At 70.1% G+C, this 26886-nt stretch carries 28 protein-coding genes; 10 read left to right on the top strand and 18 right to left on the bottom strand.

The annotated features are described in order from the left end of the window. Positions 1 to 72 precede the first annotated feature (72 nt). Positions 73 to 249, bottom strand: coding sequence for a hypothetical protein (locus tag FHU30_RS34215; RefSeq protein ID WP_253881678.1), 177 nt, complete (start codon positions 247 to 249; stop codon positions 73 to 75). A 127-nt stretch (positions 250 to 376) separates the two neighbouring features. Between FHU30_RS34215 and FHU30_RS34210 the strand changes: the two genes are divergently transcribed. Continuing rightward, the gene (locus tag FHU30_RS34210; RefSeq protein ID WP_253881677.1) at positions 377 to 1810 is read left to right on the top strand and encodes a hypothetical protein; all 1434 of its coding nucleotides are present in this window, start codon (positions 377 to 379) and stop codon (positions 1808 to 1810) included. An 89-nt stretch (positions 1811 to 1899) separates the two neighbouring features. Here the strand turns inward: FHU30_RS34210 and FHU30_RS34205 are convergent, their stop codons facing one another. The 6 genes from FHU30_RS34205 to FHU30_RS34180 form a co-directional block, all read right to left on the bottom strand. Beyond that, a complete protein-coding gene (locus FHU30_RS34205) occupies positions 1900 to 2763 on the bottom strand; it encodes an amidohydrolase family protein (protein WP_253881676.1) in 864 nt (287 codons plus the stop codon). Continuing rightward, on the bottom strand, positions 2760 to 3644 hold the full coding sequence (locus tag FHU30_RS34200; RefSeq protein ID WP_253881675.1) for a 3-hydroxyacyl-CoA dehydrogenase NAD-binding domain-containing protein: 885 nt from the start codon (positions 3642 to 3644) through the stop codon (positions 2760 to 2762). Before FHU30_RS34200 ends, FHU30_RS34205 begins: the two co-directional genes overlap by 4 nt. Beyond that, positions 3641 to 5587, bottom strand: coding sequence for an acetoacetate--CoA ligase (locus tag FHU30_RS34195; protein ID WP_253881674.1), 1947 nt, complete (start codon positions 5585 to 5587; stop codon positions 3641 to 3643). Before FHU30_RS34195 ends, FHU30_RS34200 begins: the two co-directional genes overlap by 4 nt. A 75-nt stretch (positions 5588 to 5662) precedes the next feature. After that, complete coding sequence (locus FHU30_RS34190; protein ID WP_253881673.1) at positions 5663 to 6427, bottom strand: crotonase/enoyl-CoA hydratase family protein; 765 nt, start codon at positions 6425 to 6427, stop codon at positions 5663 to 5665. Between the two features lie 59 nt (positions 6428 to 6486). Further along, positions 6487 to 8058 (bottom strand): MFS transporter, encoded by a 1572-nt coding sequence (locus FHU30_RS34185; RefSeq protein WP_253881672.1) that lies wholly within the window; start codon positions 8056 to 8058, stop codon positions 6487 to 6489. A gap of 96 nt (positions 8059 to 8154) precedes the next feature. Continuing rightward, positions 8155 to 8976, bottom strand: coding sequence for a PaaX family transcriptional regulator (locus FHU30_RS34180; protein WP_253881671.1), 822 nt, complete (start codon positions 8974 to 8976; stop codon positions 8155 to 8157). Between the two features lie 124 nt (positions 8977 to 9100). Between FHU30_RS34180 and FHU30_RS34175 the strand changes: the two genes are divergently transcribed. Together FHU30_RS34175 and FHU30_RS34170 are read left to right on the top strand one after the other, a co-directional pair. Beyond that, positions 9101 to 10468, top strand: coding sequence for a DUF6351 family protein (locus FHU30_RS34175; RefSeq protein WP_253881670.1), 1368 nt, complete (start codon positions 9101 to 9103; stop codon positions 10466 to 10468). A gap of 151 nt (positions 10469 to 10619) precedes the next feature. Continuing rightward, entirely contained in the window at positions 10620 to 11909 is a 1290-nt protein-coding gene (locus FHU30_RS34170) for an SGNH/GDSL hydrolase family protein (protein WP_253881669.1), read from the top strand. 128 nt (positions 11910 to 12037) lie between these two features. Here the strand turns inward: FHU30_RS34170 and FHU30_RS34165 are convergent, their stop codons facing one another. Further along, a complete protein-coding gene (locus tag FHU30_RS34165; protein WP_253881668.1) occupies positions 12038 to 12601 on the bottom strand; it encodes a hypothetical protein in 564 nt (187 codons plus the stop codon). A gap of 197 nt (positions 12602 to 12798) precedes the next feature. Between FHU30_RS34165 and FHU30_RS34160 the strand changes: the two genes are divergently transcribed. After that, entirely contained in the window at positions 12799 to 13266 is a 468-nt protein-coding gene (locus FHU30_RS34160; protein WP_253881667.1) for a DUF6193 family natural product biosynthesis protein, read from the top strand. An 86-nt stretch (positions 13267 to 13352) separates the two neighbouring features. Then, positions 13353 to 14396, top strand: a complete 1044-nt coding sequence (locus FHU30_RS34155) for a uroporphyrinogen decarboxylase/cobalamine-independent methonine synthase family protein (RefSeq protein WP_253881666.1) — start codon at positions 13353 to 13355, stop codon at positions 14394 to 14396. A 3-nt stretch (positions 14397 to 14399) separates the two neighbouring features. On the opposite strand, the gene menC is transcribed toward FHU30_RS34155, so the two are convergent. From menC to FHU30_RS34135, 4 genes are all read right to left on the bottom strand, one after another. Then, a complete protein-coding gene (gene menC / locus FHU30_RS34150) occupies positions 14400 to 15503 on the bottom strand; it encodes an o-succinylbenzoate synthase (RefSeq protein WP_253881665.1) in 1104 nt (367 codons plus the stop codon). Next, positions 15500 to 16288 (bottom strand): GNAT family N-acetyltransferase, encoded by a 789-nt coding sequence (locus FHU30_RS34145; protein ID WP_253881664.1) that lies wholly within the window; start codon positions 16286 to 16288, stop codon positions 15500 to 15502. The genes menC and FHU30_RS34145 overlap by 4 nt, the downstream gene beginning before the upstream one ends. 84 nt (positions 16289 to 16372) lie before the next feature. Next, positions 16373 to 17905, bottom strand: a complete 1533-nt coding sequence (locus tag FHU30_RS34140; protein ID WP_253881663.1) for an asparagine synthase-related protein — start codon at positions 17903 to 17905, stop codon at positions 16373 to 16375. Positions 17906 to 18378: 473 nt separating this feature from the next. After that, positions 18379 to 19056 (bottom strand): TetR/AcrR family transcriptional regulator, encoded by a 678-nt coding sequence (locus FHU30_RS34135; protein ID WP_253881662.1) that lies wholly within the window; start codon positions 19054 to 19056, stop codon positions 18379 to 18381. A gap of 114 nt (positions 19057 to 19170) precedes the next feature. Between FHU30_RS34135 and FHU30_RS34130 the strand changes: the two genes are divergently transcribed. After that, on the top strand, positions 19171 to 20331 hold the full coding sequence (locus FHU30_RS34130; RefSeq protein ID WP_253881661.1) for a serine hydrolase domain-containing protein: 1161 nt from the start codon (positions 19171 to 19173) through the stop codon (positions 20329 to 20331). On the opposite strand, the gene FHU30_RS34125 is transcribed toward FHU30_RS34130, so the two are convergent. From FHU30_RS34125 to FHU30_RS34110, 4 genes are all read right to left on the bottom strand, one after another. Beyond that, a complete protein-coding gene (locus tag FHU30_RS34125) occupies positions 20328 to 20948 on the bottom strand; it encodes a TetR/AcrR family transcriptional regulator (RefSeq protein WP_253881660.1) in 621 nt (206 codons plus the stop codon). The two genes, FHU30_RS34130 and FHU30_RS34125, sit on opposite strands and share 4 nt — an antisense overlap. Positions 20949 to 21022: 74 nt before the next feature. Next, a complete protein-coding gene (locus FHU30_RS34120; protein ID WP_253881659.1) occupies positions 21023 to 21208 on the bottom strand; it encodes a DUF397 domain-containing protein in 186 nt (61 codons plus the stop codon). A gap of 137 nt (positions 21209 to 21345) precedes the next feature. Beyond that, the gene (locus tag FHU30_RS34115) at positions 21346 to 21528 is read right to left on the bottom strand and encodes a DUF397 domain-containing protein (RefSeq protein ID WP_253881658.1); all 183 of its coding nucleotides are present in this window, start codon (positions 21526 to 21528) and stop codon (positions 21346 to 21348) included. Then, positions 21525 to 22316 (bottom strand): helix-turn-helix domain-containing protein, encoded by a 792-nt coding sequence (locus tag FHU30_RS34110; RefSeq protein ID WP_372504011.1) that lies wholly within the window; start codon positions 22314 to 22316, stop codon positions 21525 to 21527. The genes FHU30_RS34115 and FHU30_RS34110 overlap by 4 nt, the downstream gene beginning before the upstream one ends. A 150-nt stretch (positions 22317 to 22466) precedes the next feature. Here FHU30_RS34110 and FHU30_RS34105 point away from each other — a divergent pair, with 150 nt between their 5' ends. From FHU30_RS34105 to FHU30_RS34095, 3 genes are all read left to right on the top strand, one after another. Beyond that, entirely contained in the window at positions 22467 to 22913 is a 447-nt protein-coding gene (locus FHU30_RS34105; protein WP_253881656.1) for an ATP-binding protein, read from the top strand. Beyond that, complete coding sequence (locus FHU30_RS34100) at positions 22910 to 23134, top strand: hypothetical protein (RefSeq protein ID WP_253881655.1); 225 nt, start codon at positions 22910 to 22912, stop codon at positions 23132 to 23134. Before FHU30_RS34105 ends, FHU30_RS34100 begins: the two co-directional genes overlap by 4 nt. Positions 23135 to 23405: 271 nt before the next feature. Beyond that, positions 23406 to 23798 carry a nuclear transport factor 2 family protein gene (locus FHU30_RS34095; protein ID WP_253881654.1) on the top strand — a complete coding sequence of 131 codons (393 nt, stop codon included), beginning with the start codon at positions 23406 to 23408 and terminating at the stop codon, positions 23796 to 23798. On the opposite strand, the gene FHU30_RS34090 is transcribed toward FHU30_RS34095, so the two are convergent. Next, the gene (locus FHU30_RS34090) at positions 23795 to 24727 is read right to left on the bottom strand and encodes a LysR family transcriptional regulator (protein ID WP_253881653.1); all 933 of its coding nucleotides are present in this window, start codon (positions 24725 to 24727) and stop codon (positions 23795 to 23797) included. The two genes, FHU30_RS34095 and FHU30_RS34090, sit on opposite strands and share 4 nt — an antisense overlap. Before the next feature lie 74 nt (positions 24728 to 24801). Here FHU30_RS34090 and FHU30_RS34085 point away from each other — a divergent pair, with 74 nt between their 5' ends. After that, positions 24802 to 25752 (top strand): DMT family transporter, encoded by a 951-nt coding sequence (locus FHU30_RS34085; RefSeq protein ID WP_253881652.1) that lies wholly within the window; start codon positions 24802 to 24804, stop codon positions 25750 to 25752. Here the strand turns inward: FHU30_RS34085 and FHU30_RS34080 are convergent. Beyond that, positions 25749 to 26792, bottom strand: a complete 1044-nt coding sequence (locus FHU30_RS34080) for an Lrp/AsnC family transcriptional regulator (protein WP_253881651.1) — start codon at positions 26790 to 26792, stop codon at positions 25749 to 25751. The genes FHU30_RS34085 and FHU30_RS34080 overlap by 4 nt on opposite strands. Positions 26793 to 26886 lie beyond the last annotated feature (94 nt).

Here is a 26886-nt window from a genome sequence, read left to right as displayed (position 1 = left end):
ACGGCGGTGGTTCACCGTCGTCCTGATGATGATGCTCGTGCTGGGCACGGGGACGGTCGCGCTGGGAGCGACCTACCGTGCGGGGCACGGCGGCGGAGGGGTCGCGATCGGCGGGACGTACGGCATGAAGGCCAGTGCGTCCTCGCCGTCCGATCCGTGTTTCGGTTCGGGGCCGTTCACCAACTGCCAGAGCACCGATCCGGTGGTCAGCTTCCACATGGTGAGCGTGGGCTCCACCAGTTCGTGCACGTTCACCACCAGCGTTGATTGGGGCGACCACGCGACGAGCAAGCAGACCTTCCCAGGGGGCCAGAACGGGGCGCAGCTGGCCTTCTTCAGCCATCCCTACGCCAAGCCCGGGACGTACACGATCTCGGTGTCGTCGGTGGTGACCGGCAATTGCTATGCCCATCCGGCCACCGCCCAGTTCACGCTGTTGTCGGGGGCCAAGTTCATCACCGGTCCCGTGGGCGGCAGCATCATCGCGCTCACCGACCGCACGCGGGTTGAGAGCCCTCCCCCCGACAAGAGCAGCGTGCCCGGGCCGTACGGCCTCAAGGTGGTCGGGACGCTGCCCTGCAAGTGCACGGTCAAGGTCAACGGCAGGGCCGCGACGGTGAAGGGCACCGGTTGGCACGTCGTCCTGCCGAACGTCCATCCCGGTCCGCTGGACATCGACGCGGTCGCCAGTGACGGGAAGAGCGAGCACATCCAGGTCACGCTGATCGACCTGCGCGTCGTCACGCCCAAGGACCGGGCCCGGCTGCCCGTCACCGGCGCACCCGCGATGCCCGCGCTCAACGCCACCCTGGAGGTGGCCGGGTTCCCTGGCGGCGTTCCGCAGACCGTGAACTTCTCCTGGACGCTCCAGGCCTTTAACCGGTGGGTGATCCGGCCGCCGAAGCAGAAGGCCCAGTGGAAGCAGGGGCCGCTGCCGCTGGCGCAGGGCACGACCGTGGGTGTCTCGGCGGCCTGGACGCCCGGCTACGGCGGCAAGCTCATCGGCGGTTGGGGGCGCCTGGTGGTCAAGGCCGCGCTTCCGGGGGTCTCCGGCGGCACGGTCACATCCAGCCCGCGCTGGTTCGACATGCCCGGTACCGACCCCGTCCGCGGCGATCTGACCGACTTCATCAAGGCCAGCACCGGCAAGAATGCGGCGCTGGCCACGACGATCACGCAGATCGCCTGCAAGGAGAGCCACTACCGGCAGTTCGGCGCCAAGAGCCCGGCCGCCGCCAAGGAAACCGACATCCCGTCGAATCTGCCCAATCCCGCGGCGAACCGTCCGCTCTTCGGGCCTCCGGCAGGAATCGGCATCATGCAGCTCGACCCCGCCGACTACCCGACGCAGCAGTGGAACTGGAAGACCAACGTGCTCGGGGGCATTGCCCTGTACAACTCGCAGAAGGGTGCCGCGTCCCGCTACCCGGGCAAGGTTCAGGCCGCGCTCAACGCCCAGCGCGACACCATCATTCGCACGGTTCTTCCCACGCTCAACAAGCAGCGGGCCGCACATAAACCCGCACTTCCCGTTCTGAAGCCCTCGGACATTCCGGTGGCGACCGTGCCGGCCTTCACCGCCGATCAGCTCACGCAGGACGCGATCCGCGGCTACAACGGATTCGTCGGCAAACCGCTGAAGCGGGGTGGCAAGACCACCATCCTCCACCAATTCACCTTCGACGCGCGTTACAGCGTCACAGCGGACCTTGAGGTGATCCTCGCCGGTTCCCACACCTGGAAGCCCACCCCGCCGTCCGGGTTCAACGCCAACCCCTACTACGTCCAGGAAGTCCTGGCCTGCAAATAAGCCCAACGCTCTTGCTCAGGTCGGCGGAGGAGTTTCTTCCGCCGGCCTGAGCCGGGCTCGACGGGCGTGGCTGAGCGGTGCTGCGGGCTTTATAGACCTAGGACGCGCGTGGCGTTTTGTTTGAGGATCAGGTCACGGGCCTCGGGCTTGATGGTGTCGAGGGCGTTGAAGTCGGAGAGCCAGCGGTCGGGCGTCAGGACGGGGAAATCCGAGCCGAACAGCACCTTGTGCTTGAGGATGCTGCCCGCCGCGCGGACGAGTTGGGGCGGGAAGTACTTCGGCGACCAGCCTGAAAGGTCGATGTAGACGTTCGCCTTGTGGGTCGCTATGGAGATGGCCTCGTCCTGCCAGGGGACGGACGGGTGGGCCAGCACGATGGTGAGGCCCGGGAAGTCGGCCGCGACGTCGTCGAGGAGGATGGGGTTGGAGTAGCGGAGCTTGATGCCGCGCCCGCCGGGCAGGCCCGCGCCGATGCCGGTCTGTCCGGTGTGGAACAGGGCCGGGACGCCGAGGTCCTGGATGGTCTCGTAGAGCGGGTAGTAGCGCTGGTCGTCGGGTTCGAACGCCTGCAGGCTCGGGTGGAACTTGAAGCCGCGCACGCCGTGGTCGGTGACCAGCCTGCGGGCGCGTTCGGCGGCGTCCGGGTCGTGCGGGTCGACCGAGCCGAATGGGATCAGGACGTCGGCGTGCTCGCGGGCGGCGTCGGCGATGGCCTCGCTGGACAGGGCGGGGTGGCCGAGGCCGCGGGTGGCGTCCACGGTGAAGATCACGGCGGCGATCGAGCGCTCGCGGTAGTAGGCGGCGAGGTCTTCCACGGTGGGAGTGCGGTTCGTGCCTGCCTTGAAGTAGGCGGCGGAGGCGTCCATCAGCTCGCCGTCGAGGGCGAGGTGGCCGTGGGCGTCCTGCTCGACGTGGACGTGGAAGTCGATCGCGGCGAGGGTGTCGGGGTTCATGGCATCCCTTGGGTGCGGGCCTTGGCGGCGAGCAGGCCGGTGAGCAGTTCGTCACGGGCGGCGGCCACAGTGGATTCGTCCGTTCCGGAGAGTTCGTGCGCGACACCGGAGACGATCTTCTGGGTGAGCTCGGGGGTGAGGCGCGGGTCGCCGAGGTCGGCCCACCAGTCCTCCATCGGCGGGCCGAGGTGCTCCAGGACGTGAGCGATGCCGCCGGGGCCGCCGGACAGGTGCTGGTTGAGGAAGGGGCCGAGCAGGGCCCAGCGCAGCCCGGGCCCGTTGGCGATGGCGGTGTCGATGTCGGCGACGGTGGCCGCGCCGCGCTCGACCAGCGAGTATGCCTCCCGCCAAAGCGCCGCCTGGAGGCGGTTGGCGATGTGGCCGGGCAGTTCGGCGCGCAGCCGGATCGGGCGCTTGCCGAGCGCGGTGTAGAGGTCCATCGCCGCCGCGACGGTCTCCTCGGAGGTGAGGGTCCCGGGGACGACCTCGACGAGCGGGAGCAGGTGGGGCGGGTTGAACGGATGGCCGACAAGGACGCGGTCGGGATGGCGGGTGCATGCCTGCTGGATGCGGGAAGGGAGCAGTCCCGAGGAGCTGCTGGCCAGCACCACGCCGGCCCGGGCGTGCTCGTCCAGGACGGCGAAGATCTCGTCCTTGGCTTCCGGCCGCTCGGGCCCGTTCTCCTGGACGAAGTCGGCGCTGCGGGCGGCCTCGGCGAGGTCATGCGTGAAGGTCAGGCGGGCGGAGTCGGGGAGGGCGGAGCGGAGGCGTTCCTCGGCGTCCGGGGCGGGGTCGGTGGCGATGACCTCGTGTCCGTGGGCGAGGAACAGGGCCGTCCAGCTGGCGCCGATCACGCCGGTGCCGACGACGGCGATCCTCATCGGTCCTCCTTGTGCGCGTAGGCGACGAAGGCGTGCAAGGTGTCGGGGTCGGCTAGCGCGTCGGCGCTGGCGACGTCCTCGGGGCGGGCACCCAGCAGGATCCGCTTGACCGGCACCTCCAGCTTCTTGCCGGTCTTGGTGCGCGGGATGGCGGGCACCGCGCCGATGACGTCGGGCACGTGCCTCGGCGACAGGGCGCTGCGCAGGCTCCGGACGAGCTTGCTCCGCAACGCCTCGTCCAGTTCGGTGCGGGCGACGACGAACAGGAGCAGTTCGCCGTTGCCGCCTTCGGCGTCCTCCAGGTGGACGACCAGGCTGTCGTCGATCTCGGGCAGATCCTCGACGACGCTGTAGAACTCGGCGGTGCCCAGCCGCACGCCACCGCGATTGAGGGTCGCGTCGGAGCGGCCCGCGACGACGCAGTGACCCTCGGGCGCGAAGCGCACCCAGTCGCCGTGCCGCCACACGCCCGGGTAGTCGGTGAAGTAGGCGGCCCGGTAGCGCGAGCCGTCCTCATCGCCCCAGAACCCGACCGGCATGGACGGCATGGGCTCGGTGATGACCAGCTCGCCGAGCTCGCCGACGATCTGCCGGCCGTCGGCGTCGTAGGCGCGCGCCGCGACACCCAGGCACGCGCCGGAGATCTCCCCTGCCCAGACCGGCTGGAGCGGGCTGCCTTGGAGGATGCCGCTGCAGACGTCGGTGCCGCCGCTCCCCACGTTCAGCAGGACGCGGTCGCCGAACTGCTCGGAGACCCAGCGGAAGCCGTCCGCGGGGAGGGGACTGCCTGCAGCGCCGAGCTGGCGCAGCCGTGACAGGTCGAATTCCTCTGCCGGGCGGACGCCCTGCTTGCGGCAGGCCATGAGGTAGCCGGGGCTGACGCCCATCAGGGTCGCGCCGGTCTGCTCGGCCAGCCGCCACTGCTCCCGGAGGTCGGGATGGACCGGGTTGCCGTCGATCATCACGATCGAGGCGCGGACCAGCAGCGCCGACATCAGGGAGTTCCAGAGCATCCAGGCCGTGGTGCTGAACCACAGCATCCGGTCGCCCGGTCGGAGGTCCCAGCTGAGTGCGTGGTTCTTGAAGTGCTCCAGGAGGATGCCGCCGTGCCGGTGGATGATCGCCTTGGGCTTGCCGGTGGTTCCTGATGAGAACAGCACGAACAGCGGATGGTCGAAGGGGACGGGCGCGAACTCCAGTTCGGCCGGTTCGGACAGCAGGTCGTGCCACGGCAGCGCGTCCGGAATCGTCTGTTCCCCGTACGGGACGTGGACGACGTGTTGCAGGCCCGGCAGTCCGGCCTTGATCTGCTCCAGCTCGTCCCGCCGGTCGATGTCGCGGTCGCCGTAGCGGTATCCGGCGACGGCCAGCAGGACCTTGGGCTCCAGCTGGGCGAATCGGTCGACGACGCTGCGCGGCCCGAACTCGGGGGCGCAGCTCGCCCAGATCGCGCCCAGGCTCGCGGTGGCGAGGAAGGCGATGAGGGTTTCGGGGATGTTGGGAAGATAGGCGACAACGCGGTCACCGCGTCCGACCCCGAGCCGCACCAGCCCGGCGCGCGCCCGCGCGACCCGGTCGCGCAGCTCGCCGAAAGTCAGCTCGATCGGCGGACGGGTCTGCGAGTGTGCGATCACCGCCGTTCGGTCGGTGTCCGCTGGGTGTCCGAAGGCGTGCTCGGCGTAGTTGAGCGTCGCGCCGGGGAACCACTGCGCCCCGGGCATCGAGCGGTCGGCCAGGACGGCGGTGGGCGGGGTGTGCGCGCGGACGCCGAAGTAGTCCCAGATCGAGGACCAGAAACCGTCCAGGTCGGTGACCGACCATTGCCACAGGTCGTCGTAGCCGTCGAAGGACAGGCTCCGCTCGTCCTGGAGCCAGCGCAGGTAGCGCCCGATCTCGGACCGTTCGCGCACGTCCGCCGCCGGAACACTGAGGATCTCGCTCATCGCGCCACCTCCGGGGCGCTGAGGTTCTCGCTGCTCATCGCGCCACCTCCGTGTCCAGGACGCTGAGGATCTCGCTCATCGCGCCACCTTCGCCGCTCGGTGTTCCAGGAACTCTCGCATCCGGCCCTTGGCCTCGTCACTGCCCGCCGCGACCGCCGCCATGAGCGACTCCATCAGCAGGCCCGCGCCGGGCGCGGACTCGGCGATCCTGGGCAGCGCCTGGAGCACCGCGAAGTTGGTGAGCGGGGCGTTGGCGGCGATGCGTTCGGCCAGCTCCAGCGCCCGCGGAAGGCCGTCGCCCTCGTCCACGAGGTAGTTCGACAGGCCGATCGCCTGCCCCTCGTCCGCATCGTAGACGCGGCCGGTCAGCATCATGTCGGCCATGCGCTGCGCGCCGATCAGCCGCGGGACGCGGACGGAGCCGCCGCCGCCGACGAACAGGCCGCGCTGGCCTTCGGGCAGGGCGTAGAACGCCGTCCTCTCCGCCACCCGGATGTGCGCGGTCGCGGCCAGCTCCAGCCCGCCGCCGATGACCGCGCCCTTGAGCGCGGCCACCACGGGAAGGGTCCCCGCGTCGATGAGCTGGAAGACGCGATGCCACATCAGGGAGTGCTCCAGGGCCTCCTCGGTGCGGCGCTCGGTGAGCTCCGACAGGTCGAGGCCGGCCGAGAAGTGGTCGCCTTCGGCGGCGATGACGACGGCCTTCGCCCAGGTGGGCGGCGCGGCGAAGAACTCCCCTATCCGCAGGAGCGTCGCGTCGTCGATCGCGTTGCGCTTGGCCTCCCGGCAGAGGCACAGGACCGCGACGTCGTCGTGCCGCCGCACCGAAGTGGTACTCAAAACACTCCCTCTCACTTGCGTGGGTCAACCGGATTGCTGTTACAGGGCCGTCAGATGGGTTACAGGGCTTCGTCGTCGGTGGCGCCGTGCCCGCGCAGCGCGGCCAGGGCGAGGAGCGCGCTGAGGAGTGCGGCGCAGCCGCAGACGACGAAGCCGACCGAGTAGCCGTGGCCGAGCGCCGACATCGCCAGGTCATGGACGGGGTGGAGCTTCGGCGACTTCTCCGACGCCGCGTTCACCGCGAGCGGCCCGCCCTCCGCGAGGATGCCCGAGGCGGCGCCCTGCAGCCCAGCGGGCAGGCCCGAGCCGTGCAGCGAGGTGCCGAACGCGGTGCTCGCCCGGCTCAGCGCGACCGCCCCGATGATCGCGGGGCCGAGCGTGAAGCCGAAGTCGCGGAGCAGGTTGGTGGTGGCGCTGGCCATGCCCGCCAGCGGCACCGGGACGGTGTTGACCGCGCTGGCGGTGACCGAGGAGACCGTGACGGCGAAGCCGATGCCGACCATGCCGAGCGGCAGGATGAGCGGTGGGAAGGCCAGGGTGTGGATGGGCAGGGTGGCGGCCCAGAAGTCCCCCGCCGCCATGAGGACGAGACCGACCGTCAGCAGTTTCCACGGCGCGACCGAGCGCAGCAGCCGTTCGGTCACCGGGAGCAGGAGCAGAGCCAGGCCGTTCAGCAGCAGGAACGCCAGCGCGGTGCGCATCGGCGGCTGGTCCTGGACGGCGCCCAGCCGGATGCTCACCGAGTAGGCGGTGCCGAGGAAGGCGAACATGCCGACCACGGCGACGAAGGAGGCGACCGCGAAGGCGCGGTTGCGGAACAGGTCCAGGCGCAGCAGCGGCGAGCGGGCGCGCAGCTCGGCGACGACGAACAGCACGAGGAACACCGCCGCCGCGACGAACGCGGTGACGATCCGCACCGAGCCCCAGCCGTCCGTGGGTCCCTGGATGATCGCGTACAGGAGGGCGAACAGGCCGAGGCCGACCGTGATCTGCCCGGCCAGGTCCAGCCCGCGTCCCTCCGGGGACCGGGAGTCACGGGCGAGGAACGCGCTGACCAGCGCGCTCGCCCCGGCGATCACGGCGACGCCGACGAACGCCCACCGCCAGGAGCCGTAGGTGGCGGTGATGCCGCCGAGCAGCGGCGCGAGGAAGCCGCCGGTGGACAGCAGCGCCGCCCACAGCGCGATCACCCGCGCCCGTTCGGCGTGCGTGCTGGTGCCCGCGGCGATGACGGCAAGCGAGGTCGGGAAGAGCGCGGCGGCGCCGAGTCCGGCGACCGCCTGACCGGCCCACAGCAGGTGGATGCCGTCGGCGGCGGTGCTGAGCAGCTCGCCGGCCGCGACCAGCAGGGCGCCGGCGACCAGCAGCCGCTTGCGGCCGAACAGGTCGCCGAGCAGGCCGAAGGTCAGTTCCAGGACGGCGACGGGCAGCAGGAACGCGTCCGACACCCAGGTCAGCTGCGCGCCCACGGGGTGCAGGTCGCTCTGGAACAGGCCGTTGAGGGTGGCCGGGACGGCCAGGCCGATCTGCGCGAGGCAGACGGCGAGGAGTCCGGCGGTCAGAGTGCCGGTGGTGAGCCGTGACGCTTGGGCCGGGGAGGCCGGCGGCGCGGCCGCGGACGAGTGGGACACGGGTGCTCCTGGGACGATGCAGGGGTGGGAGGCTGCGCAGCCCGGAGCGTTGAATGTAAGGCGAAAATCTGACGGCCGTCAATAGAGTGACGAACGTCAGCCGGCCGGGTCGATGACGTCCAGCTTGGCGGCGGACCGGTCGGCCGCCCGCTGCCAGCGGCCCGACAGCCCGCGGAACACCGACTCCGCGCGCGCCGCGGGCCAGTCGGCCGGCAGGTACTCGGCGGGCAGGTGCGGATCCCGGCGGACGACCTCCAGCCACTCGGTGTGCAGCAGCAGCTGCTGCGCCAGGGCGTCCCCCTCAGGGCCGGGCGGGTCGGTGCGGTCCCAGCGCTCCAGGAAGCCCCGGTACCGACCCGCGATCGCCGGGATGTCGAACGCCTGCTCAAGCACCTCGCGGACCTGCGTCGGGGGCAGCACGCTCGCGCGGAACACCCGCAGGTGCGACTCCAGCCCCAGCCCCGCGACGGCCTCGGCGACGTCGACCGGCCCGGGCGCGGCCCACAGGCCGTTCTGCAGCGGCCCGAACCCGGCCCAGATCAGGCGCGAGCGCAGGTCATGGCGCTCGCTGCGCCAGGAGTCGGGCAGCGAGAACCCGACCAGGGTCCACTGGCCGTCCCAGTCGGCGTTGACCGCGCCGGTGCTCCAGATCCGGTCGCGCCCGTCGGCCAGCACGTCCTCGGCGTGCGGCGTCAGGCCGAAGTAGGTTTTGCGTCCCCGCTGGTGCCGCTCCAGCAGGCCGCTGCGGACCATCCGGCTGAGCGTGGAGCGCGTCGCACCCTCGCCGACCCCCAGCCGTCCGAGCACCTCGATCACGCTGCCGGAGGAGACCGCGCGGCTGCGTCCGAGCAGGTGGATGCCGCAGAACGACAGCAGCAGGGACTGCGGGCGCGGCTCGGGTTCTTCGGCGCTGGTCACCCCGGCAGCGTAGTGCCCGCGCCCCTCCGGCCACTCCTCGCCGAGGCTTGTTGGGCACATTCTTGACTAGCGTCAGAATTTCGACGTACATTCGCCGGACTTCACCCCCCGGAGGAGACGACTCGTGACCCGCCGACGCACCCTGTCCGTCCTGATCGCCGGTTCCGCCGCCCTCGCCGTCAGCGCCTCCGCGCTGAACGACCACGCCGTCGCCCAACCGGCCCCGGCCACCACCCACCACACCGGGACGCTGCCCGACGGCGCCACCTGGATCGCCGACGTCCCGGCCCGATGGAACGGCACCCTGGTGCTGTTCAGCCACGGCTTCGGCCCGCTGGTCGCGCAGAACGCCCCGAGCAAGGGCAGCGCCGCCGCCCTGCTCGCCCAGGGCTACGCGCTCGCCGGATCGTCCTACGACCCGCACGGCTCGATGTGGGCGCTGAACTCCGCCGTCGCCGACCAGATGGGCACGCTGCAGGCGTTCGGCGAACGCGTCGGCAAACCCCGCCGGACGATCGCGGTCGGCCAGTCCATGGGCGGTCTGGTCAACAGCCTCATCGCCCAGCAGGGCAGAGGGAAGATCGCCGGGGCCGCCACGTTCTGCGGCATCGTGGCGGGCGGCGTCGACCTGAACGACTACCAGCTCAACGCCGAGTACGCCCTGACGACCCTGCTGCCGCAGGCGGCGGGCGTGAAGATCCGCGACTTCGCCTCCGAGGCCGAGGGCGCGGCGTCCGGCCAGGCGCTCACCAAGGCCGTCACCGCCGCGCAGTCCACCGCGGCGGGCCGCGCCCGCATCGCGCTGGCCGCCGCCCTGCTCAACCAGTCCACCTGGGCCACCGGCGCCACTCCCCCGGCTCCCCGCGACTACACCAGCCAGGAAGAGCAGCAGGCCCGGACTCTCACCTCCGGCCAGCTGATCTTCATCGAGTCCGGGCGCTACGCGCTGGCCAAGGCCGCCGGCGGCGACAGCGGCTCCAACATCGGCGTCGACTACTCGCGCCTGATCCGCCGCTCCCCCCACCGCCGGCAGATCGAGTTCCTCTACCGCAAGGCCAGCCTCAACCTGCGGGCCGACCTGTCGGCGCTGAACCACGGCACCCGCTACGCCTCAGAGGGCGACTCCCTGAACGCCATGCGCCGCACCTCCACCAACACCGGCCGCCTGCCGCTCCCCGAACTCACCGTCCACACGGTCTCCGACCAGCTGGTCCCGGTCGAACAGGAGGCCACCTACGCCGCCCGCGTCCGAGCCGCAGGCGACTCCGCCATGCTCCGCCAGGCCTACGTCGCCGCGATCGGCCACTGCGCCTTCACCGACGCCGAATACGTCGCCGCCATCAACACCGTCGACCGCCGCATCACCACCGGCCGCTGGGCCAACACCACCTCCCCCGCCCTCCTCAACACCACCGCCAAAGCCCTCAACCTGGGCCCCGCCCGCTTCACCCACCACCACCCGTCCCCCTTGCTCGTCCAACCCCCCGCGTAGAGATGCTGCACCGGCCCTCACCCCGGGCTCGCCTCTCCGTCCAGGACACGATGGACGGCGACGCACCGACCCCGGCGCTACAACCGTCGCCCCCATCGCCTAATGTGATCAACTGACTACTCTAAGTAATCAATTGATCCGGGGATTCTGCATGAGGCCTCACAAGTCCCTCGCGGCTCTGGCCGCGGTTCTGGCCGCAGGTTCGGCGCTGTCGGTGGCGGCATCGCCGGCGCACGGCGCCATCCGCTCGGCGGCTGCGGAGCAGTACATCGTCATGCTGGGCGATAGTTACGCGTCCGGGGAGGCCGCGCGCTTCCGCGGGAACAACGCCAGCGACCTCAAGATGCGCTGCAGCCGCCATAACACCGACCTGGCCTACAAGCCCACCATAGGGTTCGGCTGCCACTACGACCTGACGAAAGTGTACGAGCCAGGCACCGAACAGGAGGGGCAGTGCCACCGGTCCCCCGATCACGCCCCTATCGCCGTGGCGGCGAGCGCACTCGACCTGAAGTCGAAGAATTTCGCATGTTCGGGTGCCAGCTCTCCGCACATCATCGACCAGCCCTTCAAGCAGCAGGAGGTCTCCCAATCACGGCTGCTGGCCGCGTGGCTGAAGAGCAGGCCCAAGGTCAAGGCCATCGTCCTGTCCATCGGCGGCAACGACCTCAATCTCAGTGACGTCGCCAAAGAATGCGTGAAGGGCTACGTCAAACCCGACACGGCCGGGGCGTCCGACCGCAAGCGGTGCCATGAATGGCAGAACTGGCTCGATGGAAACTACAAGGGAGTCCTGGACGGGACCAAAGTCCCGCACTGGGGCATCCCCACCGCTTCCGGCGCGCGCGGCGTCCCGTCCGCCATCAAGTCGGTCCGCAAGGTCATGAAAGACGCCGGGTACGGCGACGGGACCTACGATTTCTACCTCGTGAGCTACCCTCCGCCCGTCCCACCGTCCGCTCAAGTCATCAAGAGCGGCTGGGCATGGCGGGTGAAGACCGGCTCCTGCCCGCTGTCCACCCGCGACGACGAGGGACACCGCGACGACTTCACCTGGTTCAACACCTTCGCCAAGAAGCTCAACGCCGGGCTCGGCTCGATCGCCGCCGCACAGCACGTCCGCTTCATGGACCAGGGACACGCGCTCGACGGCCATCTCCTGTGCCAGCAAGGCACCGAACATCCCGAAAACGCCGCCCAGGCCGGCTCGGACCGCAAATCCGAATGGGTGCGCTTCGTGACCTACCACATCGCGCCCCTGCCCAGCCAGGGGTCACCGCAGGAGCCACTGCACCCCAACTACTGGGGCCAAGCCGCCCTGGGCAATTGCTACGCCCAGATGATCCGCAGCGAATACACCGCCGCATCCTGCATCAACAACGAAACCTCCAACCACCAAACACTCCGCAACGACAGCACCACACGCCCATCAGCACGCTAACCCGGCACCGCCCCCGACCAGACCGCCCGGGGGTCCGGCGTTCAGAGAAGTCGCGCCAGCCCTCGCGCGACCGACGGTACGGGTTCGCCGGGCCACCGAAGCGACAATGGGAGCACCTTCGGGCGCAACTACTGGCCGTGCACCTCGAACTGGTCCACCCGGCGGCTGGACGGGAAGCCGTCCGGGAAGATCGGGCAACGGACGCTGCGTTCCATCACGCCCACCAGGAAGTCCACGAAGGTGCCGTGGAAGCGCCACCAGTCTCCGCCGTCGGTGACCACGACGTCCCATCGCTCGGGGTCGGGTTCCGTGGTCAGCCAGAGGCAGGAGTCCCCGTTCTGGGTCGTCCCCCAATGGAGGAGACCGCCGGGCTGAGGGTAGATCGGAAAGCGGGGCGCGTGACGGGACCGGCCGTGGTCGTCCATCAGGTGGATGGTCTCGTGTGCGGCCGTCAAGATCCTCAGAGGTTCGAGAGCCTCCCCGACGTCGGCCAGGACGGCATCGGCGTCGGGCCCGGGGTTGAACACCCCCAGAAAGTTGTCGAAGTCGAGGTTGTCGTACCGGTCGAACAGGCGCTTGTAGTCCGCAGGTAGGCGCAGGCCGAACGTCTCCTCCATCGCTGTCCAGTCCACCGGACGGGGCGCGATCACCGAGGGTCCGATGATGCCTTCAAGATCGGCAAGCTCTGCCATCAGACTCTCCCGCCTCCGCTGCCTGGCGACTCCCCAATTGTCGATGCTCGCCCATGGTGCGCGCGTCGTCGTCCCGCGACTCGTCCTCCGCGACTTGAGCCTGTTTCCTGGATCAGGCGCGGAGCCGGTGCCTTGATCGCCTTGCCTGGAAGGCGGACAATCGGGGGACGGCGGTTGAGTTCTTGATCGGAGCCGATGTGAGCGAAGAGGCAGGGCCGATCGTCGAGCAACCTGGTCCGGCCAACGCCTCGGACGCCTCGGACGTCTTGAGAGATCACAGTCGGCCGCAGGACAACGATCACGAGTCCGCGATCGCCGCGGAGTGGCAGCGAATACTCGACATGGCGCGGCAGCAAGCCGACTGGCCCGAGATTCTGGCTCTCTACGAAGCCGCGCATGCGACGCCTCGCCTGCGCGCGTTCTATCCCTACACCAGCATGTGGGCTCTGGGCTTCGCCACCGAACCGGACGTCCCATTCGACACACCTCAGCTCGAGTTTCTTCCGGCCACACGGAGCGGCTACACCATCATGAGCTCCTGGTCCGCCCCGCCACTCTTCGAGGGCCTCCGCCTGGAGGAGGCCATCGCTCTCGCCGTGGCGCGCATTCCCGCCGACCTCGGCCCTTACCGCCCACGCAGGAGATCCGCCGAGCCCGGACGTTAGAAGCCACTTCCCCGGTCAGCTGAGAGAGGGCCTGGTGTTACTTGAAGTGATTGACGGTTTTCGTAGGGTGATTTACGGTCGCAGGCATGGGAATCCCCACCGAACCGATCGGCAGCATCCCCCGCTCCGCAGAGGTCCTGGCCGCGCTGGCGTCCGGCGGTGACGCCGCGGCCGCGCAGGACATCGCCATCGCCGAGACCATCCGGCGGCTCGAAGAGGTCGGCTCGCCGGTCGTCACCGACGGTGAGCAGTCCAAGCCGAGTTTCGCCACCTATCCGATCGCCGGGCTGGACAGCCTGGCGCCCGACGGGGCCGTCATCCCGTTCGCCGACGGGCACACCCGGCAGTTGCCGAGGTTGACCGCCGGGCCGTTCCGGTACCAGCATCACGCGGTCGACTATCTGCGGGCGGCGCAGAGCATCGCGCAGGTGCCGGTGAAGCAGGCGGTCATCGCGCCGTCCGCGCTGAGTCTGCTGTACCCGGGCGAGGGTATTGCTGGTTATTCGCGCGAGCAGTTCCTGGACGATCTGGTCAACGAGGCTGAGGCCGACATCCGCGGGTGTCTGGACACGGGTGCGCATGTGGTGCAGTTGGACTTCACCGAGGGGCGGCTGTCGCTGAAGCTCGATCCGAGCGGCGGCGTGCTGGACGACTTCATCGCGCTCAACAACCGCGTCCTCGAACGGTTCTCGGCGACCGAGCGCGCCCGGATCGGGGTGCACAGCTGCCCGGGCGGTGACCAGGACTCCACGCACAGCCTGGACGTCGACTATGCGCAGCTGCTGCCGAAGCTGTTCCAGCTGCGGGCCGGGAACTTCTACATCCAGCTGGCCAGCGAGGCCGAGCCGGACAAGGTGCTGGCGATCGCCGCAGATCACCTGCCGCCGGAGGCGCGGTTGTTCGTCGGGGTGACCGATCCGATCGACCCGCAGGTGGAGACGCCCGAGCAGGTGCGCGACCGGGTGCTGGCCGCGGCCCGGTACGTGCCGGTGGACCGGCTCGGGACGTGCGACGACTGCGGTTTCTCCCCGTTCGCCGACGACACCTCCACCTCGCGCGACACGGCGTTCGCCAAGATCAGCGCGCGGATCCGGGGGACGGCGCTGGCGTCGGAGCAGCTCGGGGCCTGACGGTCAGAGCGTGATCCATTCGGTTGCGGTCGTGAAGGCGCGCAGCCGGTCCTGGACGGGTTCGACGCCGATGCCGGGCCCGTCCGGGACGTCCAGGTGGCCGTCGTCCAGCTCGAACGGCGGCGTGACGTCCTCGGCGAAGTAGCGGTGGGAGGCGGAGGTGTCGCCGGGCAGGGTGAAGCCGGGCAGGGCGGCGAGGGCGATGTTGGCGGCGCGGCCGATGCCGGTCTCCAGCATCCCGCCGCACCAGACCGCCACGCCGTGCGCGCGGCACAGGTCGTGGATGCGCTTGGCCTCCAGGTAGCCGCCGACGCGTCCGGGTTTGATGTTGATGATGGACGCGGCGCCGATCGTGAGCGCGGCGGCGGCCCCTGCGGCCGACTCGATCGACTCGTCCAGGCAGATCGGGGTGCGCAGGCGGCGGGCGAGTTCGGCGTGCTGGACCATGTCGTCGTCGGCGAGCGGCTGCTCGATCAGCAGCAGGTCGAAGGCGTCGAGGCGGGCGAGGCGCGGCGCGTCGACCAGGGTGTAGGCGGCGTTGGCGTCCACCTGCAGCAGCAGGTCGTCGCCGAACCGTTCGCGGACGGCCCGGACGGGCTCGACGTCCCAGCCGGGCTCGATCTTCAGCTTGATCCGGACGTAGCCCTCGTCGAGGTAGCCGTGCACGGCGTCCAGCAGTTCGGGGACCGAGTCCATGATCCCGACCGAAACGCCGCACGGTACGCGATCGCGATCGGCGCCGAGGTAGCGGGCCAGCGGTTGCCCGGCGGCGCGCAGTTGGGCGTCCAGGACGGCGGTCTGCAGCGCGGCCTTGGCCATCCGGTGGCCCTTGAACGGCTCCAGCGCGCGTTCGACGGCGTAGGCGTCCGCGTCGTTCTTCGGCAGCGCGGGGATCAGGAAGCGGCGCAGCACGTCGGCCGCGCCGTCGGCGTATTCGGGGCTGTAGAGCGGCAGGTCCATCGCGACGCACTCGCCCCAGCCTTCGGCGTCGGGGGTGACGGCGCGGACGAGCAGCACGTCGCGGGCGGTCTCGGTGCCGAAGGAGGTGCGGAACGGCGCGACCAGCGGCATCGCGATCCGGCGCAGCTCGATCCCCTCGATCTTCATCCGCGGCTCCCGGTGGACGGGTCGGTGGCGTGCTCGACGATGTAGCTGGTGCGCTCGTGGAAGCCGGTGACGCGCGCGCCGCCGGCGAGCAGCCCGCCCAGGACCTCGCGGACGGCCAGCCGCCACGCGCGTGCGGCGCCGGGATCGCTGCGGCGCAGCGTCTCGATGTCGGCGGGCAGCTCGACGAGGACGGTGGCGGCGTCGGTCGCGGCGATCTCGGGGTGGCCGTCCTTGCTGCGCAGCGCGTATTCGGGCTGTTTCGGCGGGGTGTGGGATGCGGTTCCGGTCAGGTCCCAGGCGGCGAGGACGCGGTCACTCTCGTCCCCGCGGTTGATCGTGTCGGCCATCTCGCCGTAGAAGGACGGCAGGTACTCCACCGGCCGCGCGCCGAGCTTGACCAGGTTGAAGTAGGCGTTGCGGCGGACGAGCGGGTCGAAGGTCCAGGTGATGCGGGTCAGGCCGCGGTCGCGGGCCCAGTCGCGCTGGTGGGTCTTGAGCGCCATGCCGATGCCGCCGCCGGGCAGTGCGCCGGTCAGGTGCGAGTGCAGGGTGGTTCCGGCGGGGGCGCCGAAGAACGCGACCGAGACGCCGACGAGCGCGGCGTCCAGGTAGGCGCCGGCGACGTAGTTGCCCGCGTGGGACAGCGCCCGCATCATCTCGGCGGGGACGGGCGGACCGTCCTGGTTGGGTCCCCATATCCGGTCGACCAGCCGGACCGCGTCGGCGAACTCCTCCAGCTCCCGCAGCTCGCGCACCTGCGGTTCCACCTCGCGTTCCACCGGCACGTCCCGTCCTCCTCGTCGCGGTTGCGCCCACGCTACGTGCCGCCGCCGCGCCGCGCCCGTTGACCCGCCGCTGGAGCTGGGAGGTCAGCCGTGCGGTATCGGGATGGTGACGTCCGGAAGGTCGGGTCGTTCGGTTCGCCAGCTGCCGGTCAGCAGGACGCTGAGGGTGAAGATGTGCCAGATCTGGTTGTGCCAGCCGGTGGGCGGCTGGGCGAACAGCTTCTTGCACTGCACTTCGTCCACGATGTCGAAAAGTTCGCGCGGGCCGGTCATGACCTGGTCGCGTAGCAGCGAGAGGAAGCCGTCGTCGTAGTGCTTGCGCCAGTTGAATCCGGCCGTGCGGCCGTGCGGGCGGAGCGCCTCGCGCTGCCGCCATCCCCACCAGTCGCGCAGCGAGCGGGCGCGTTCCTGTTCGAAGCGCCAGCGCTGGCCTTCCGGTGGGATGTTGACCAGCGGTGGCGCGAGGTGTTCCAGGAGCCGGAAGACGACCTCTTCGCTGCTCCGCCAGGTCGCGGGGAGCATGAGGGCGTGGCGGACGACCCGGTTGTCGAAGAACGGGTGGTAGTAGGGGCCGTTGAGCAGGGTCGCGGTGTGCGAGCCGACGATCCAGCGGCCGGAGCGGTAGAGCAGGTAGAGCTTGTCCAGGACGTCGGGGGCGTCGCGACGGGCACGTTCGGCCCAGGGTGCGTGGTCGTTGGCGGCGCGGGCTTGGGCGTCGGGGGTGAGGAAGGCGTCGGCGGAGCGGAAGATGGTCTTCACTCGGCGTTCGAGGGCGGGTTGGCTCTGGTCGTGCTGGTCGTAGAGGAACCCGCCGCGCAGTGTTTCGCCGCCGGATCCGGAGGTGCGCGGCACCAGTGCGTAGGGGGTCGGGTTGTCGATGCGTTCGTAGGCGGACGTCATGCCCTCGCACATGCCGATGACGTGGTGCGCGCGGGCCAGCGGATGTTCCACGACGATCGCATCGGGGCGCTGCTGCGAAACGGTGAGTTCGCGGTGGTGGTCGACGTGGTGGTCAATGCCGAGGGCCCGGGCGATCCGCTGGGCGAGGATGACGTCGGGGTCGTCGGGGAAGCCGTGCGTGCGGGCGGTGATGGGGACGCCGGCCGCGGTGAGGACGGCCGCCATGAGCCGGCTGTCGCGTCCGCCGGACAGTGCCAGCTCGACCGGCTGTCCGTGGCGGGCGATCGGTCGTGCGGCGGCGAGCAGCGCCTCGGCCAGCCCGGCGATGCGCGCGCGGGCGGCCGAGGTCGAGCGCGGCGCCGGTTCGGGTTCGGGAAACTCCTGCTGCGTGATGCGCGCGCCTGCGGGACGGATGGTCAGGGTCGCGGCGGCGGGCAGCGCGCGGACGCCATCGAAGGGCGTTTCGTCGTTGGTGTAGAAGCCGTGCCGGACCATGGGTTGCATCGCCGCCACGTCCAGCGCCGGTGGCGGCCTGAGCAGTCCGGTCGCGGACGCTCGCGCGACCAGGTGCACCAGCAGCGCGCGGCTGCCGACGACGTGGCATTCGGCGGTCTCGGCGTAATACACCGGATTGACGCGCGCGAAAGCGGTCGCGGCCTCGGCGCCGATCGCGTCAGCGCGGAACAGCGCGAAGCATCCGCCCAATTCGCCGTTCACGTCGGCGAGTGTTTCCGCATTGCACACCGAAACTTCATCATGGCCGGGATCGTCGAGGTAGCCGGTGTAGCCGAGTGCGCGGTCGCGCTCTTTCCGAATGACCGCGGGCAGTAACGGGCTTTGTGGTTCGTTCGTCCAGCCGAGCAGAGCCACGTCTCCGCGGTCACTCAGCCACCGGTCGTGGCGGACGTCCTGTTCGGGGGTGGGAATCGCCTGCCTGGCGGCCGATGTGGCAGCCGCCAGGAGGTCTGGGGCAACGCGTCCTCGCTTCGCCACGACCCCGAGATATGCGCGCATGCTCAACCGCTTTCCGTCGCGATTTCGAATGCGCCCAGCCTTGCGTCCGGCGCGTCCGCGTCACAAAGGAAAGCCGTGTCCGAAAGAGGTCCGCCGTGGCGGTAAACCCTTTGCTCGTCAGCGCGAAGCAGGCGCCGCCGCGTCGGCGGCGGTGAGGGTCGGGGGCGGGACGGGGGCTAGGAGGTGGCTTGGGTCAGGAGGCCGTCCACGAAGGCTTCGAGGGCCTGGGGGTAGGTGTCCTGCGCGGCGAGGGCGGGCCATTGGTCGCCGATGGCGGCGAGGCTCGGCAGGGCCGACATGTCGAGGTCGTCGCTGAAGAACGGGTCGCCGGGGCGCAGCGCGTCGGTGCGGCGGTCGCGGGTGTGCGCGCGGACGAGGATCTCCCCGACGGTGAAGTACCACAGGGCGCGGAACAGGTGGACGGCCTGCTCGCGGCCGCAGCCGTACTCGATCGCGGCGGCCAGGATCGTCTCGACCACGCGCAGCGCCGGTTCGCCCAGGCGCGGGATGAAGCCGTCGGTGGTGAGGACCTCGGCGGCCCAGGGCCAGGCGGCGAGCGCGTCGTGCATGGCGAGCGCGGCGGCGACGATCCGGTCGCGGGGGTCGGCGGGCAGGTCGGCGCGGAGGGTCTGGCCGCTGTGCTCGTTGAGCAGCTGGACGAGCAGGTCCTCGCGGTCGCGGACGTGGTGGTACAGCGTCGTGGTGCCGATGCCCAGCTCGGCGGCCAGCCGCCGGACGGTCAGCCGCTCCCAGCCGTCCCGCTCGATGATCAGCCGCGCGGCGGCGAGGATCTCGGCGCGCGAGGTCGCCGGCGGGCGGCCGGTCCGGGCGCGGGACGCGTTGCTTCGAGGCACCGGTCCATCATGCCGTCCCACCACCTGGTCCGAGCCCATGCCATCCCGCAGCGCGGGGGTGTGATCCCGGTCTCAGGGATCGACAGGGCCCGGCGCCCGAGCTACTTTTGGAACATGTTCCGAAACGTGTTCCGAAACTCCCCCGACCGGCCGCACGAGTTCGATCCCGGCAAGCTCGCCGCCACGCTGGACGGCGTCCACCGGGCGGGGATGCCCGGCGTGGTCGCCGAGGTCCGCGACGGCGAGCAGGTGTGGCGCGGCGCGGCGGGCGTCGCCGACCTCGACACCGGACGCCCGATGACCGCCGGTATGCGGCAGCGCGTCGGCAGCATCACCAAGACCTTCACCGCGGCGGCCGTGCTGCGGCAGGTCGAGCGCGGACGCGTCGGCCTGGACGACCCGATCGGCATCCACCTGCCGCACCTGGTGCCGGGCGAGCGCGGCCGGGAGATCACCGTCCGGATGCTGCTGAACAACACCAGCGGCATCCCCGAGTACCTGTTCGCCGCGTTCCCGTCGCTGGCGGGCATCCTCACCGGCGAGTTCTCCACCGCGAGCCTGGACGGCAACCGGGACCGGCGGTTCGCTCCGGCCGAGCTGATCGCGATGGGCCTCGCGGCCCCGCCGGCCGGACGCCCCGGCGGTCCGTCCGGCGTGTACTCCAACTCCAACTACCTGCTGCTGGGCGAACTCCTGCGCGAGCTGACCGGCCTCGCGCCCGAGGAGCACATCACGCGGGACGTCATCGAACCCGCCGGACTGACCCACACCGCCTTCCCCGACGGTCCGCGCATCGAGGAGCCGCATCCGCGGATGTACGAGGCGTTCTTCGGCGCGATCGACCCGCCGCGCGACTACAGCGTCTACGACATGTCCTGGGTCGGGACGGGAGCCGCGCTGGTCTCGACCGTCGCCGACATCAACCGCTTCTACCGCCTGCTGCTCGCGGGCGAGGTCGTGGAACCGGCGACGCTGGCGCAGATGCAGAAGACCGGCCCGGTGCTCACCCAGGACGGCCAGAGCGAGATCGACTACGGGCTCGGCCTGCACCGCGTGGAGATCCCCGGCGCCGGAACCTTCTGGGGTCACGACGGCACGGTCTGGGGCGCGCAGGCCCTCTCGGTGACCAGCGCCGACGGGACGCGGCAGATGACGATCGCGATGAACCTCGTCCGGTGGAACAAGCTCGGAGCGCCGGACGCCCATCCCATCGACGACGCTCTCGCAGTCTTCTACCGCGAGGCGCTGTCGGGCCGCGCGGCGGTCTCCGCCTAGGAGGCCGGCACGCCGACGAGCTTGACCAGGAACCGTTCGATCTGCTCCTCCAGCGGCGGCCACGCATGGTCCGGCTGGTTGAGGCGCATCGACACCGCGCCGTGGACGGCCGCCCGCAGGTCGAGCGCGACCTGGGCGGCGTCGTCCTCGGGAACCAGCCCCGCGCGCATGCACTCGCGCACCGCCGCGGTCATCCGATCGCCGACCTGGCTCTTGAACGGCATCTCGGCCCGGCGCCCGAGCGTGCTCTCATGCAGCACCTTGTAAAGGCCGGGATGCTCGTAAGCCCACGTCCCAAGCACGAGTGCCCGCGCCCGCAACCCGGCGACCGGGTCACCGGCCTCTCCCCCGACCGCGTCGACCGTCCGGACCAGGTCGCCATGGCAGCGCTCCAACGCCGCCAGGACCAGAGCATCGCGGTCGCTGAAGTGCAGATATACGGAGGTCGCGGCAGTCCCGGTCGCCCGCGCCACCGCCCGCATCGACAACGCCTCGTCATCGCCGAGCTCTTCGAGCAGCGTCAGCGCGGCGCTGACGATCTCCTCCCGCAGCCGCTCCCCCTGCCCCCGCGGATTCCGCCCTCGGGGTTTGGCAGCGGGTTCGGCGGCACTCGTCATGACGGGCATTGTAGCGAGACACCCGTAACGCTACAGCCGTCGCGATACAGCTGCTCTATGAAGTACGCGAAGGCTCAGATGCTCTTGAGAATTTCGGTGAGAGCTGCGAGATTCTCGCGAGTCATGGTGAGGTAGGGGCCCTGGGTGTTCCTGCTGTCCCGAACGCCCACCTCGGAGGAGATGTCGGCCAGCTCAATGCAGTCGCCTTGGTTTCCGCCGCTGTAGCTGCTCTTGCGCCATACTGGCGTGACCGCCGTCATAGTGCCTCTCGTGCCTTTCGGATCGCGTCGATGGGCATGCTTCGGAGTGACGGTTGATACGTCGTGTGACGAGCGATGTGAAACGCCCCCTCACTCCACCTCGTGGCGGAACGAGGGGGCGTTCTTGTGGCTGAGGCTCAGATGTTCTTGATCGCGGCGGCGATTTCGTGGGCGCTGCTGGGGGTCAGAACGAGTCGGGGGCCGTTTGGATCCTTGCTGTCGCGAATTGCCACTGCACCGGTGAGGGACGCGACTTCGACGCAGTCCCCGCCGTTGCCAGCGCTGCGAGTGGCCTTCCGCCACTTGATGTCGGGAGTCATTCCAGATCCTCCTGTACCTGCTTAATCAAGTCGAGGGACATTGATTCCGGTAGTGCCTCAGCTCGCAGGAGCATCAAGGCTCTCGACAGACCCGCGATGTCCTCGCGGGCATCTGTCGTGATGCCTCGAGTGGTCGTGTCCAAATATGCTATCTCGCTGCGGTCGGGCATCGTAGCGAGCACGCAGGCTCCACCGGTACCCACCGCGGTCCGCTCGTAGGGTACGACCTGGATAAGCACGTTCGGCCGGGCGGCCATGTCGATGAGGTGATCAAGCTGGGCCCGCTGGGTCGCGACCCCTCCCGCACAGTAGGTGAGCACGGCTCGGCCGAGAAGCGCCACTATCGGGGTCGGAGCCGGGTCGTCTCGCAGGAGGATCGCTTGCCGCTTGATGCGGTTCGCAAGCGCCTCCTCGGTGGGCAGCAGGGCACGCGCGTAGTCCTCCGTCTGGAGGAGGCCCGGCACCACCACGGGCTGCCACGTGAGCAGCTCGGCCGCTTCGCCTTCCACGGTGGCCCAGTCCACGAACCAGGACGGCACGGGGCTTCCGTCGCGGTACAGGTCGTCCCACAGCTCCACGAGCTGCCCTGACGCCTGACGCATTTCGTCCACTATTTCGGCGAAGCGTCGCTTACATGCCCGCTTGCCTGTTTCGACCAGGGAAACGAACGAGACGCTCGTGTTCGTCGCAGTCGCAATGGACTCCTGAATCACGTTTGCACGGTTTCGGTATCGACGCATCTGCGTCCCGAACGCTCTGAGAGCCGGCTGCGATCCTCCTGCCGCCATGGACCCCCGACCCTTTCGACTCGGTTGACTGACAGACCATGATTTTTTCGTGTTCCCGACAGCTTAGCTCGGTCGATTGCCTGTGTACCGAGTTGAGGGATATCACATTGGCGACAGATGCAAAACGCGTCGATGGAGGGAGGGCACCGGGTGACTGTGCAGCTCGCGCGGGAGAGCCCGACGCCTCACTGGATTATCGATCGGACCGACGAAAGGGGGCTCAAGGATGCGCGGGATTTCCTGGGTGACGTCCTCGGTGTGATGGGCTGCGATGCCGACATGATCTACATCGGGAAGACGATCATGACCGAGCTGGCGACGAACGCGCTGGTCCACACGGCGAACGACGCCGTCCCTGTCCGCGTGGTCGTCGCGGAGGACGGCCGACCGGTGATCGAAGTCGAGGACGGGAGCGACGCGCGCCCCCAGATTCGTCCGATTATCGAAGTTGCGGACGAAAGGGACTCGCTGGCCGAGCATTTCGACAGCGGTCGTGGTCTGGCCATGATCGCGAAAATGGCCGCCTACTGGGGTTGGTCGATGCTGGAAGGGCGCGGAAAGGTCGTCTGGGCCGCGCTGCCCACGGTGGTGAAATGATCAACGCGAATCACACCATCACCGTTCAAGCGGTCATGCTGACCATGCTCGCCCGGATCTTCCCCGCATGGCGCATCACGGTCGATGACCAAGGCCGCTGGATCGCCAAGGGCCCGACGCACGTCATTGCCACCTCCTGCGATCTCCTCGCGCAGGCGCTCGGCGACGCAGATCCCGACGCCGTCGAGCGCGCTGTGCACAAGCTTCATTCGCTCGCATAAGCAGGGAGGCGGGCGACGATCCGGCCATGCGATCCCCCGGGTTCGCGTGCCCCGTTGACCGCGTTCGCCTCCCGCCAGCCCCCTCGTCCGAACCCACTCCGGCCGCTGCCGCGTCCAGGGAGTTCGGTGACAGCGTCCGGACGGACGAGGGAGGGCGGGGCTCCGCTCTTCGGAGACCTCCCGGAGCCCCGCCCGTCGTGGCGGGCGTTGTAGCGAGACCTGTGTAACGCTACAGTCGTAGCGCTACATGTGTTCAGTTAAGGAGATGCGCATGACCGGCTCGTCCGCCCAGCTCGATGCGAACAAGCAGACCGTCCTGGACTTCTATGAGACCGCCTTCAACCGCAAGGACGTCGCGGGTGTGACCGCGTTCCTCGGCGACCGGTACATCCAGCACAATCCGCAGATCGCGGACGGGCGGGACGGGCTGCGGGTGCGGCTGCGGCAGCTCGCCGACGCCTTTCCCGACCTGCACGTCCAGGTGCGGCAGCTGGTCGCCGAGGGCGACTACGTCACCGCGCGCGTCCACGCGGTGCGGGTGCCGGGCCAGCGCGGCGTGGCCATCATGGACATGTTCCGCCTGGAGAACGGCAAGCTGGTCGAGCACTGGGACGTCATGCAGGACATCCCCGAGCACAGCGAGAACCCCAACGAGATGGTCTAGGCGACGGAGCCGGCGGTCGGTAGGAAGTCTCCAGCGTCCTGAGCGACCGCGTCCGTGAGGAACTCCAGGCAGGCGCGGATCAGCGGGCCGCCGGCGTGCGCTCTCCACGCGACTTTGATCTCTCGTTGGAGAGGTGTCTTGCATGGGACGAAGCGGACGCCGGGAGAGGCCTCGCGCTGGGTCATCGCGGGGACGAGCGCGACGGCTAGGTTCGCCGCGACCAGGCTGAGCTGCGAGGCGTATTCGGCGACGGCGTAGCGGATGTCCGGTTCCATGCCGTGCGCGCGGGCGAGCTGCAGGAGCGATTCGTACGGTTCGGTGCCTGCCGGGCAACTCGTCCACGGGACGCCGTCCAGTTGGCCCAGATCCAGGGACGCGGACTCTGCCAGCGGATGGCGGGCGGGCAGGGCGATGCTGATGGGCTCGACGAGGAGCGTGTGCGTCACCACGCCCTCGGGCAGTGGGAGCGGTCTGCTTGCCCAGCTGTCGATGACCAGCAGGTCGAGCTCCCCTGCCAGGAGGGCGGGCAGCAGGGTGACGACTTCGCCGTCCCGGAGCGTGGGCGTCATGCGCGGGTGCTCCTGCGCCAGGGCGGCCAGCGTGGTGACCACCAGGGCGCGGATGGCGCTGCCGACGGCTCCGATATGGAGCGGGCCGACGACCTCCGTCCCCAGGTCGAGAAGGTCGGACTCGGCCGCCGCAACCGAGCGCATCACCTGGTTCGCATGGGCGGCGAGCACCCGGCCGGCGTGCGTGAAGCGGACGCCGCGGCCGTGGGGTTCGAGGAGCTGGTGGCCGGTTTCCCGTTCCAGCTTGTTCACCTGCTGCGAGAGGGCCGACGGAGTGACGTGCAGCTCCCGGGCCGCGGCCGCGATGGACCCGTGGGACGCCACCGCGGACAGCGCGCGAAGCCTGTCCAAGCTGAACACCTAAGCCACGCTACCGAATACTCGCGAGAAATGCGCGCTAGAGCTTACGGGTGTTCGGACGCAGGGTGGGTGGTGTGACTACTGAGGCGAATCCGATCCGTCCCGCAGCCTCCGATCAGGCGCCCGCGCGCCGACACGGGGGCCTGCATCCGGGTGTCCTGGTGGCCGGCGGGGCCGTGTGCACCTCGGTTTCCGCCGCGTTCGTCAAGCTGGCCGACACCAGCGCCGGGACCGCGGCCTTCTTCCGGTGCGCGATCGCGCTCATCGTGCTCGTCCCCATGGCAGCGGCAGTCCGTCGGCGGAGTGCCGCCACCACCTGGCGCTCGCGGCTGGCGTCCCTGGCGGCGGGCGTGCTCCTCGGCGTCGACTATGTGTTCTGGGCGGCGAGCATCCACGAGGTTGGCGCCGGGATCGCCACCGTGTTGATCAACATTCAGGTTCTGGCCTTCCCTCTCCTCTCGGCGGTCTTCAGCAAGACGGCTCTTTCCCGGCGCTTTCTCGCCTCTGTCCCCGTGCTGCTCACGGGTGTCGTGTTCGCCAGTGGTGCGATCGAGTCGACGCGCGGGCCGGGCGGTGCCTCTGTCTCCGGCCTGGTTTTCGGCGTGCTGGCCGGGCTTGCCTATGCCGGGTATCTCCACCTGATGCGCATCGGGGGCGGAGGCGGGTCAGCCGTCAGCTCCGTCACTGTGTCCACCGCCGCGGCTGCCGTCGTTGCAGCCGTGATGGGCGTCCTGTGGGGCGGGCTCGACCCCGCGCCCCCGGCAAGTTCCCTTGGCTGGTTGGCGGCATTGGCGCTCAGTGGGCAGGTGCTCGCCTGGCTTCTGATCACCACCGCGCTGCCACGGCTTCACCCCTCGGTCAGTGCCGGGCTCCTGCTCCTTCACCCCGTCCTCGCCATTCTCGTCGGGTTCGCTATCGGGGAGCGGCCCACGGTGACACAACTGGCCGGGTGCGTGATGGTGATCGGCACCGTGTGGTACGCGACGCGCCAAGGCCCGGCCCCCGAACACAGCGCGAGGGTCTAGGGGACGGGGCTGGCGGCCTTGACCGTCCGCAGCACCGGTGAGGTCTCCAGCGTGCGGATGGCCGACAGGCCGCCGAGGCCGCGGGTCAGGTAGCGGTGCAGCGCGGCGGGGCTCTCGCACAACGCGTGCGCGACCAGGTTGGTGGGGCCGGTGGTCGCGGCGACGAAGGCCAGCTCGTCGTGGGTCCCGAGGACGGAGCCGACGCGGTCCAGCCGGGTCGGGGCGACCGCCAGCCACAGCAGCGCCTGTGTGGTGACGCCGAGCTGGGCGTTGTCGAACTCCACGTCGAAGAACAGCGCGCCGGACGCGCGCAGGTCGGTCAGGCGGCGCGCGGTGGTGGCCGGTGACCAGCCGGTCGCCGCCGCCAGGTCCGCCAGGGACGCGCGGCCGTCGCGATGCAGGGCGGCGAGCAGGTCCGCATCGTCCTCGGTCAGGGCGCCGCGCGGGCTCGGGGCGTCCGCGGTGAGGACGCCGTGCGGACTCGGGGCGTCCGCGGTCACGGTGCCGCGCGGACTCGGGGCGTCCGCGGTCAGGGTGCCGCGCGGGCTCGGGGCCTCCAGGTCGGGGGCGAGTGCGGCGCGCTGCGCGGCGGTGAGGACGGCGGTGTGGCCGTGCCAGCCGGTGGGTCCGCCGCGGTAGGTGTGCAGCAGGCAGTGCGCGGACACGGCGGTGATGGCCGGGGTGCGCGGGATGTCCTGCAGCAGCAGCGCATGGTCGTCGCCGCCCTCGACGACCGCGACGATCTCGGTGCCGCCGGAGGCGAGCTTGACCCACGTGGTGTCGGGGCGGCGGACCAGCGCGCGGGCCAGGTCGGGCGCGGCGCGCGGGACGGTGGTGATGCGGACGAGCCAGCGCGGCCGTCCGGCCTGGTCGGGGTCGGCGAGCCCGACCACGCGCAGCGCGGACTCGGCGCGCATCCGCCGGTAGCGGCGCGCCACGGTCTGCGTCGACACGTCCAGGACGGCGGCGATGCGGGCGAACGGCGCGCGTCCGTCGATCCGCAGGGCGTGCAGGACGGCCCGGTCCAGCTCATCGAGCATGGAAGCATTCTGCATCGAAAGCCCGGTTCATGGAATGAATCCGCAGTTTGCTCGGCTCGGATGGAGCGACGGCGGGGGCCGGTTCCAGTCTCGT

Origin of the sequence: Actinomadura rupiterrae (assembly GCF_024172125.1) — a bacterium.
GTDB lineage: Bacteria > Actinomycetota > Actinomycetes > Streptosporangiales > Streptosporangiaceae > Spirillospora > Spirillospora rupiterrae.
Note: the sequence above shows the minus strand (reverse complement) of the source record. Positions and strands in the feature narration are given on the sequence as shown.